The organism is Lonsdalea britannica (assembly GCF_946477055.1).
Classification (GTDB): domain Bacteria; phylum Pseudomonadota; class Gammaproteobacteria; order Enterobacterales; family Enterobacteriaceae; genus Lonsdalea; species Lonsdalea britannica_A.
This window is the reverse complement of sequence record NZ_CAMKXG010000143.1, coordinates 1-8,993: the sequence shown is the minus strand read 5'-3', so window position 1 is coordinate 8,993 and position 8,993 is coordinate 1. Positions and strand designations below refer to the sequence as shown.

Annotated in this window: 9 protein-coding genes; 6 read left to right on the top strand and 3 right to left on the bottom strand. The window is 52.8% G+C overall.

All coding sequences use genetic code 11. The annotated features are described in order from the left end of the window. Positions 1 to 303: isochorismatase family protein (locus Q7O77_RS10815; protein WP_304166861.1), on the top strand; the 303-nt coding region annotated here is incomplete at its 5' end. A gap of 30 nt (positions 304 to 333) precedes the next feature. On the opposite strand, the gene Q7O77_RS10810 is transcribed toward Q7O77_RS10815, so the two are convergent. Both Q7O77_RS10810 and msrB read right to left on the bottom strand, forming a co-directional pair. Further along, positions 334 to 618, bottom strand: a complete 285-nt coding sequence (locus Q7O77_RS10810; RefSeq protein ID WP_304166859.1) for a YeaC family protein — start codon at positions 616 to 618, stop codon at positions 334 to 336. A gap of 143 nt (positions 619 to 761) precedes the next feature. Then, the gene (gene msrB / locus Q7O77_RS10805; RefSeq protein ID WP_304166856.1) at positions 762 to 1,178 is read right to left on the bottom strand and encodes a peptide-methionine (R)-S-oxide reductase MsrB; all 417 of its coding nucleotides are present in this window, start codon (positions 1,176 to 1,178) and stop codon (positions 762 to 764) included. A gap of 356 nt (positions 1,179 to 1,534) precedes the next feature. On the opposite strand from msrB, the gene gapA reads away from it, so the two are divergent. Both gapA and Q7O77_RS10795 read left to right on the top strand, forming a co-directional pair. Then, positions 1,535 to 2,530: a glyceraldehyde-3-phosphate dehydrogenase gene (gene gapA / locus Q7O77_RS10800; protein ID WP_085651391.1), complete on the top strand. Its 996-nt coding sequence runs from the start codon at positions 1,535 to 1,537 to the stop codon at positions 2,528 to 2,530. Between the two features lie 378 nt (positions 2,531 to 2,908). Then, positions 2,909 to 3,793: a D-hexose-6-phosphate mutarotase gene (locus Q7O77_RS10795; RefSeq protein ID WP_304166853.1), complete on the top strand. Its 885-nt coding sequence runs from the start codon at positions 2,909 to 2,911 to the stop codon at positions 3,791 to 3,793. Between the two features lie 140 nt (positions 3,794 to 3,933). Here the strand turns inward: Q7O77_RS10795 and Q7O77_RS10790 are convergent, their stop codons facing one another. Continuing rightward, positions 3,934 to 4,653, bottom strand: coding sequence for a MipA/OmpV family protein (locus Q7O77_RS10790; protein WP_304166864.1), 720 nt, complete (start codon positions 4,651 to 4,653; stop codon positions 3,934 to 3,936). A gap of 474 nt (positions 4,654 to 5,127) precedes the next feature. Between Q7O77_RS10790 and Q7O77_RS10785 the strand changes: the two genes are divergently transcribed. The 3 genes from Q7O77_RS10785 to Q7O77_RS10775 all read left to right on the top strand — a co-directional run. Next, the gene (locus Q7O77_RS10785; protein WP_026739399.1) at positions 5,128 to 7,062 is read left to right on the top strand and encodes a PrkA family serine protein kinase; all 1,935 of its coding nucleotides are present in this window, start codon (positions 5,128 to 5,130) and stop codon (positions 7,060 to 7,062) included. 37 nt (positions 7,063 to 7,099) lie between these two features. Continuing rightward, positions 7,100 to 8,374: a YeaH/YhbH family protein gene (locus Q7O77_RS10780; RefSeq protein ID WP_304166849.1), complete on the top strand. Its 1,275-nt coding sequence runs from the start codon at positions 7,100 to 7,102 to the stop codon at positions 8,372 to 8,374. Between the two features lie 162 nt (positions 8,375 to 8,536). After that, on the top strand, positions 8,537 to 8,993 hold a 457-nt coding region (locus Q7O77_RS10775), incomplete at its 3' end, for an ATP-binding cassette domain-containing protein (protein ID WP_304166847.1).

The window sequence follows — 8,993 nt, the reverse complement described above, 5'->3', positions numbered from 1 at the left end:
GACAGCTACAGCGCTTTTTTTGATAACGGCCACCGGGTCAAAACCGAACTGGACGACTGGCTGCGCGCCAATCACATCGACTCCCTTGCCATCATGGGTTTGGCAACAGATTACTGTGTGAAGTACACGGTGCTGGACGCACTGACGCTGGGGTATCGTACTGAGGTCTTGGTGGATGGCTGTCGCGGGGTCAACCTGCAACCCGCGGACAGCCAGAATGCGCTTCAGGAGATGCAAGCGCAGGGCGCGATTCTGACGGACTCACATGCATTCATCAGCGCGCTCGCCTCTTCACAAGGCTAAATGGCTGTGGCAGAGACGATAACGTCGACGTCACTCGTCCTGCGGTTTCAACACCGCAATCGACTCGGCTGAAGCGGCAAAACGTTGTTTAAGCGCCTGCTTACTTTTGATTTCAATTTCACCTTGCTGATTGATGCTCATGTGATCCGCCTCCGCGTTATGCCGCGACTGCCACAATAAAACCATCTGCAAGGCGTTGTCTTTCTGTTCGGGGGTCAACGCCACACCGTCAGGCCATTTACCCAGCTCCACCGCCGTGACTAATCGCTGATAGATTTCCGGGCTCATCACCTTCAGCACATCCTCCATCGGCATATCCAGATTCCTTCTTGATGCGTTTTAGATTGTTGTTAAGACACTCCGCAGGGCAATTTCGTTGTCTGCATCTATCCTGAATTAGCGCCTCGTTAGTCCACCAAAACCCATTGCTAGCTGAAACGTTTCAATTAAATAGACATCTAGCCGTCTATTTCTTGATTATTTTCAGTATCAATGAAACTTAGCGAGGCCGAGTTGACGCAATAACGTTCACCGGTTGTTTCCTTCGGACCATCAGGGAACACATGTCCAAGATGCGCATCGCAATTGCCGCAACGAATTTCCACTCGATGCATATTGTGCGAATTATCATCAAGATAACGAATAGCTTCCGCGGAGACGGGCTGATCAAAACTGGGCCAGCCGCAGCCGGAGTCAAACTTGTTGTCCGAATAAAACAGCGGTTGCTTACAACATAGACAATGGTAGATGCCGGTCTGCTTGTTATGCAGCAGCTTGCCGGAGAACGGCGGTTCAGTCCCCCGCTGTTGGGTGACATATTGTTGTATTTCCGTCAGGTTATCGCGCTGGGGAGAGTCGGGAAGGTGTTTGTCCATATCATCGCTCACGAAAGAAGTTAAAACAGGTGTTAAAGAGTATAGACTGTTCGCGCTACAAAAATTTAACACTCAAAACGTTATTCGGCCTCTCATTACGATAGGCGAGCGTATGACGGGGCACTAATTGTGATCTGCGTCACAATAATACCCCCATCGGGTGTTCTCATCCCCGGCCAATGCTCCTATCATGTGGTCCAACGACGTAAATGACTGAATAGATGATTTATCGTGCAAGGGTTGCCCATAGTTTTGACATACAGCAACTATTGACACGATTCCGCTTGACCCTCGGGAAGGTTTTTGTAATTTTACAGCCAACCTTTTATTCACAAACCAAATAGCTGGTGGAATATATGACTATCAAAGTAGGTATCAATGGATTTGGCCGTATCGGCCGTATTGTTTTCCGCGCTGCCCAGGAGCGTTCAGACGTTGAAATCGTTGCAATCAACGATTTGTTAGATGCGGAATACATGGCTTACATGCTGAAGTATGACTCCACTCACGGCCGCTTCAACGGTACTGTTGAAGTTAAAGACGGTCACCTGGTAGTTAACGGCAAAACCATCCGTGTTACCGCAGAAAGAGATCCGGCTAACCTGAAATGGAACGAAGCGGGTGTTGACGTTGTTGCAGAAGCTACAGGTATCTTCCTGACTGACGAAACTGCACGTAAACACATCCAGGCTGGCGCGAAGAAAGTCGTACTGACTGGTCCTTCCAAAGACAGCACTCCGATGTTCGTTATGGGCGTAAACCATAAAGAATACGCGGGTCAGGATATCGTTTCTAACGCATCTTGCACCACTAACTGCCTGGCACCGCTGGCTAAAGTCATCAACGACAAATTCGGTATCGTTGAAGCACTGATGACCACTGTTCACGCAACTACCGCGACTCAGAAAACCGTTGATGGCCCGTCTCACAAAGACTGGCGCGGCGGCCGCGGCGCATCTCAGAACATCATCCCGTCTTCTACCGGTGCTGCTAAAGCTGTAGGTAAAGTTATCCCGGCTCTGAACGGTAAACTGACTGGTATGGCGTTCCGCGTTCCTACTCCTAACGTATCCGTCGTTGACCTGACTGCACGTCTGGAAAAAGGCGCTTCTTACGACGCTATCTGTGCTGCAATCAAAGAAGCTTCTGAAGGCGAACTGAAAGGCGTTCTGGGCTACACCGAAGACGCAGTTGTTTCTACCGATTTCAACGGTGAAAAACTGACTTCCGTATTCGATGCTAAAGCCGGTATCGCTCTGAGCGACAACTTCGTGAAACTGGTTGCTTGGTACGATAACGAAACTGGTTACTCCAACAAAGTTCTGGATCTGGTTGCTCACATCTCCAAATAATGAGCTGAAGATCGGTAACTGATATCAAGGGCGACGCAAGTCGCCCTTTTTTATGCACGTATGTTTTACATGCTCATCCCGATCCCTCGCCCCCTGCCCCATCATGCCTTCTCCAACAGACCTGACTAGCTCGTCGTTTTTATCGACTTTACCGCCACTCTGTACGGGATTTTTTGCTGCACACACATGCATGCTCTGCCATCAGCCCTGAATGCAGCCAGTGAGGCATGGATTAACGCGATCCGATTGAATCGTGTGACACCGATAGCGCTATTGTTGCCGCGGCTCAATGAGACGGCGAATTCCTATTGGGGAATGACGTTATGAGTGCCACAATATTCATTATCGATTTCTACTCATAGATGAATAGGCCCGCCCATGACTGATGCCATTTTCTCTCTTCCCGTCAGCAAAACGATTTCTCCCCACATTACGTTACGCCAGCAGGATCAACTGTCGATTGTCGTCATAGACCATCCGCAGCTGAGAGCCGCCATCGCGCTGCAAGGGGCTCATCTGATCGCCTGGCAGCCCACCGACGCCGCGCCGGTCATTTGGCTCAGCGACAACACGCTGTTTCAGGAAGGGAAAGCGATTCGCGGAGGGATCCCGATCTGTTTCCCGTGGTTTGGCCCCGTTGCCGAACCGAGCCACGGCTTTGCGCGTATCATGCCCTGGGCTTTTTCATCGCATATTGATGATGCTGACGGCGTGACGCTGACTCTGACGCTGAGGGACAATGAGGAAACGCGCGCTGTCTGGCCGCAGGCGTTTAAAGTGGATGCCCGTTTCGTATTAACCCAAACTTCTTGTGATGTGGAGCTGGAGTTCGAAGGGGAATACAGCATGACCAGCGCCCTGCACACCTACTTCAATATTGGCGACATCCGCCGTGTTCACATCAGCGGGCTGGGCGAGCGCTTTATCGATAAGGTCGACCCGGATAATAGCGGCGTCGAACAGGGCGATCTCACCTTCGCCGACCGTACCGACCGGATCTATACCGAGCCTGAAGCGATCAGCGTGATCCACGATCCGGCGCTTCAGCGCACTATCGAAGTGCATCACTTTAACCACAGCGATGTCGTGGCCTGGAACCCGGGAGAGCAGCTGTCGAAGTCGATGTCGGATCTCACCGATGAGGGGTACAAAACGTTCGTGTGCGTGGAAACTGCCCGTATCAGTCAACCATTTAACATGACACGCCATGCGCCAGCCAAATTGGCTACCTTCATTCGCGTTCATGCCACTCACGCGAAATAATCCTTTTTTTAAATGTAAAACGGCACGGTGATCGTTTCATCGTGCTGGTTATCCAAACAGACCGTGCCTCACCATAAAGCAAACGCACCGTAAACAGATGTTCACAGTGCGTTCAAAGCACAAAAACAGTGCATTCCAGCTTAGAAGGCGTAGCTGATTCCGCCGCCGAGCATCACACTATCGCTTTTCTCAACCATCGGGCTGCTTTTCACCTCATCGCTAAGACGGGTATAGCGGCCGATAATCCAGGTATTCCAGCGCGGCGTAATCGAGTAACCCACGCTCAGCTCCAGATACGGATCCCAACTGTCACCCGGGCGGTAGGTTTGAATGCCTGAACGCGCTGACTCACCGCTGCTGACGCCGTAGTAGTAGCGGTTCTGACGTTCACTCGACCAGTTAACGCCAATCCCCGGCGTGATATGCCACTGGTCAGCGTCAATGCGGTAAAGATAAGCGGTATCCCACACAATGCCATCGCTGTTGCCCAGCGTGTCAGCGGCCAGGACGCTACGAATCGTGCCCCATTGCGCATCATGACGGTAAGCCAAACCACCCATCAACGTGCCGCGGCGTTTGTCCAGCTGTTTCATACTGCCGTCGTCACTGTCGCCCGGCTTGAATCCGAACGGATTGTAGTAGGCGGTCAGAGAAAGTTTATTTTGCTCGTCATTCCACAGATAGTAGCCGCCGCCCAGCCCGCGAAAATAGAAGTTATCACTCTCATAAACCACCTGCGGGAAGGGGTAAATGTGGTTATCGTCGCCGCGATAAACCGACGTTTCCCCGATGGCGCCCACCCCCAGAGAAAAGGTATCCGCCAGTGCCGGCGACGACGCCGTAACGCCCAGCGCCAGCATTACACCTAATGATTGAAGTTTTTTCACTGCTGACTTTCTCCTGTTCCAATCGAGCCTCCCGTAGGAGTAGGCTGACATTATGGTCACGCCGGGGAAATAACGCTACTACAGACTGAATCGGATAACTTATAACCATTTTTTCTAGTGGCGAAAAGGCGGTCTGGCATACTCGTTCAGACCCGCTGCAAAGGGCTATCCCCCCTACCGCGACGGACTGAGTCATTGAAATATCTTAAAAAGCTGAGGGAAGAATAGAGGAAATTTCACCGAGGCAAACTACGCTTTAAATTGAAGAGGACATTCCCTTGCCGCGCACGCCGATGTTGAACCTGCGCGACGCGTCACAAGTTGGCATAAGGGTTGCTGTACTCTGAAGGGGAATTCTTCTTTAGGAGAGCCAACCATTATATAGACGGTATTCATACTCTCGCTCTCTTATTCTGTGTTGTTAATCGACGAAGGACGGGCATCGCTATGAACATATTTGATCATTACCGTCAGCGCTACGACGCTGCCAAGGACGAAGAGTTCACACTGCAAGAGTTCCTTAACATCTGCCAGCAGGATCGCAGTGCCTATGCGAATGCTGCCGAAAGATTGTTAATGGCTATCGGTGATCCAGTCATGGTGGACACCGCGCAAGAACCGCGTCTTTCCCGCTTGTTTTCCAACCGGGTCATAGCCCGCTACCCTGCTTTCGAAGAGTTTTACGGTATGGAAGAGGCGATCGAGCAAATCGTCGCTTATCTCCGCCATGCTGCTCAAGGTCTGGAAGAGAAGAAACAGATTCTGTATCTGCTCGGCCCTGTGGGCGGCGGGAAATCTTCTCTCGCCGAACGATTGAAAGCCCTGATGCAGTTAGTGCCCATCTATGTACTCAGCGCAGACGGTGAACGCAGCCCGGTCAACGACCACCCGCTGAGCCTGTTCAACCCGCATGAAGACGCCGCCATATTGGAAAAAGAGTATGGCGTGCCGCGTCGTTATCTCGGCACCATTATGTCGCCGTGGGCGGCCAAGCGACTTCAGGAATTCGGTGGCGACATCACCAAGTTCCGCGTCGTTAAAGTCTGGCCTTCCATTCTGGCGCAGCTGGCTATCGCCAAGACGGAACCGGGCGATGAGAATAACCAGGACATTTCCGCGCTGGTCGGGAAAGTGGATATCCGCAAACTGGAGCACTTCGCCCAGAACGATCCCGATGCCTACGGCTACTCTGGCGCACTCTGCCGCGCCAACCAAGGCATCATGGAATTCGTGGAGATGTTCAAAGCCCCGATCAAAGTCCTCCACCCCCTGCTGACCGCAACGCAGGAAGGTAACTACAACGGTACGGAAGGGATTGCCGCCCTGCCGTTCAACGGCATCATACTGGCTCACTCCAACGAATCGGAATGGGTACAGTTCCGTAACAACAAGAACAACGAGGCCTTCCTCGACCGTGTGTATATCGTCAAGGTGCCTTACTGCCTGCGCGTGTCGGAAGAGGTCAAAATCTACGACAAGCTGCTGCAAAACAGTGAGCTGAGCCAGTCGCCGTGCGCCCCGGGCACACTGGAGACGCTGGCGCGTTTCTCTATTCTGTCGCGTCTGAAAGATCCTGAAAACTCAAGCACCTATTCGAAGATGCGGGTTTACGACGGGGAAAGCCTGAAAGATACGGATCCCAAAGCCAAGTCTTATCAGGAATACCGTGACTATGCGGGCGTCGATGAAGGCATGCAGGGGTTGTCCACGCGCTTCGCCTTTAAGATTCTGTCGCGCGTGTTCAACTTCGATCATAGCGAAGTCGCCGCCAACCCCGTGCATCTGTTCTACGTTCTGGAGCAGCAGATTGAACGCGAACAGTTCCCGCAGGACGTCGCGGAAAAATATCTGGAGCACCTGAAAGGCTATTTGATTCCTAAATACGCGGAATTCATCGGTAAAGAGATTCAGACCGCCTATCTCGAATCGTATTCGGAATACGGTCAGAACATCTTTGATCGCTATGTCACCTACGCTGACTTCTGGATTCAGGATCAGGAATATCGCGATCCCGATACCGGCCAGCTGTTTGACCGCGAGGCGCTCAACAGCGAGCTGGAAAAAATCGAGAAACCGGCAGGCATCAGCAACCCTAAAGACTTCCGTAATGAAATCGTCAACTTCGTGCTGCGCGCGCGCGCGGGCAATAACGGGCGCAATCCTAACTGGACCAGCTACGAGAAATTACGCACGGTGATCGAGAAGAAAATGTTCTCCAACACCGAAGAGCTGTTGCCAGTGATTTCATTCAACACGAAAACCTCAACCGAGGAGCAGAAAAAACACGATGACTTCGTCGACCGTATGATGGAAAAAGGCTATACCCGCAAGCAGGTTCGATTGTTATGCGAATGGTACCTGCGCGTGAGAAAGTCGTCTTAATGCGACAGACCGACAGGCAACGTCGTTTGGGGGAAACATGGCTTATTTCATCGATCGCCGGCTAAACGGTAAAAACAAAAGCGCGGTTAACCGCCAGCGCTTTTTACGCCGCTATAAGTCGCAGATAAAACATTCGATCGCCGATGCCATTAACAAGCGTTCGGTAACCGATGTGGACAATGGGGAGTCGATCACGATTCCTAATTCGGATATCAGTGAGCCGATGTTCCATCAGGGTCGCGGTGGCGTACGTCACCGCGTACACCCTGGCAACGACCACTTCGTGCAGAATGACAAAATCGAGCGGCCGCAAGGAGGCGGTGGCGGCGGTTCCGGTCAGGGTGAAGCGAGCCAGGACGGCGAAGGTCAGGACGATTTCGTTTTTCAGATCTCCAAAGACGAATATCTTGACCTGTTGTTCGAGGATTTGGCGCTTCCCAACCTGAAAAAAACCGAACATCGGCAGATGGCGGAGTACAAGAACCATCGTGCGGGCTTTACCTCTAACGGCGTGCCCGCCAACATTAGCGTCGTCCGTTCGTTACAGAACTCTCTCGCCCGCCGTATGGCGATGACGGCGGGAAAACGGCGCGAGTTGAACGCGTTGGAGGAAAGTCTCGCTTTGCTGGAGAACTCCGAGCCCGCCCAGCTTTTGGAAGAGGAGCGGCTGCGCACGGAGATCGCCGAACTCCGACAGCGCATTGCTCGCGTACCGTTTATCGATACGTTCGACCTGCGTTACAAAAACTTTGAGCGCCGACCGGAGCCTTCCAGTCAGGCGGTGATGTTCTGTCTAATGGATGTTTCCGGCTCTATGGATCAGGCCACCAAGGATATCGCTAAACGGTTCTACATCCTGCTGTACCTGTTCCTCAGCCGGTCTTACAGGAATGTGGATGTGGTCTATATCCGACACCATACGCAAGCCAAAGAAGTGGACGAGGAGGAATTTTTCTACTCGCAAGAAACCGGCGGCACGATTGTGTCGAGCGCCCTGAAATTGATGGAGGAAGTCGTCAAGGAACGCTACGACCCCGCGCTGTGGAACATCTATGCCGCGCAGGCGTCGGACGGCGATAACTGGGCGGATGACTCACCGCTATGCCACGATTTGCTGGCCAGTCATCTACTTCCGTTCGTGCGCTACTACAGCTACATCGAGATCACGCGGCGTTCTCATCAAACATTATGGCGTGAATATGAACGCCTGCAGGAAAAGTACGAGAACTTCGCCATGCAGCACATTCGCGATCAGGACGATATTTATCCTGTATTCCGCGAGCTGTTTCACAAGCAAACCGTCAACAACTGACCCCTCTTCAGCCAGCCGCACCCGCGCTGGCTGATTTTATTCAACTCGCCACCTTCAGAATCACCCTCCGGCAATCCGGCGCAGGGCCCGCAACAACTTTATTTTTGATGTTATTATTGTTATGTTATCACATATCAATAGCCACCTATATGAGTCCGCCTTGTGCTTGAAGTTACCCACCTGCAGTTAGCGATCCAGGGCCAGACAAAAGTTCACGACATCAGCTTTTCCCTTGCGGCTGGCGAACGCGTCGGCTTACTGGGGGCCTCCGGCTCCGGAAAATCGCTCACCGCCCGTGCGCTGCTGGGCGCACTCCCCGCCACTACCCAGGTTAGCGGCAGCATTCTATTCTGCGGCGAAGAGATCGCCCATCGTCCGGTACAACGGCGTCCTGCCCGGTGCCGTCCCGCCGCCCTATTTCAAGACGCCTCGACGGCGCTCAATCCGCTGGTTACGGTGGAGAAACAGCTGCGAATGGCCATGCAGTCAACCGATCTCGCTCATCAGCAGCCGCTTCACGCCCTGCTGCTCTCCGTGGGTTTTGACGATCCCGAGATGATTCTCTCACGCTACCCCGGAGAGTGGTCTGGCGGCCAGCGCGGGCGCTGGCCGCCCGACC

What these genes read in the sequence shown, in the direction of transcription:
- gapA (WP_085651391.1), top strand. Translation starts at nt 1,535, where the DNA reads ATGACTATCAAAGTAGGTATCAATGGATTTGGCCGTATCGGCCGTATT.
- Q7O77_RS10785 (WP_026739399.1), top strand. Translation starts at nt 5,128, where the DNA reads ATGAACATATTTGATCATTACCGTCAGCGCTACGACGCTGCCAAGGAC.
- Q7O77_RS10790 (WP_304166864.1), bottom strand. Translation starts at nt 4,653, where the DNA reads ATGCTGGCGCTGGGCGTTACGGCGTCGTCGCCGGCACTGGCGGATACC.
- msrB (WP_304166856.1), bottom strand. Translation starts at nt 1,178, where the DNA reads ATGGACAAACACCTTCCCGACTCTCCCCAGCGCGATAACCTGACGGAA.
- Q7O77_RS10780 (WP_304166849.1), top strand. Translation starts at nt 7,100, where the DNA reads ATGGCTTATTTCATCGATCGCCGGCTAAACGGTAAAAACAAAAGCGCG.
- Q7O77_RS10795 (WP_304166853.1), top strand. Translation starts at nt 2,909, where the DNA reads ATGACTGATGCCATTTTCTCTCTTCCCGTCAGCAAAACGATTTCTCCC.
- Q7O77_RS10810 (WP_304166859.1), bottom strand. Translation starts at nt 618, where the DNA reads ATGCCGATGGAGGATGTGCTGAAGGTGATGAGCCCGGAAATCTATCAG.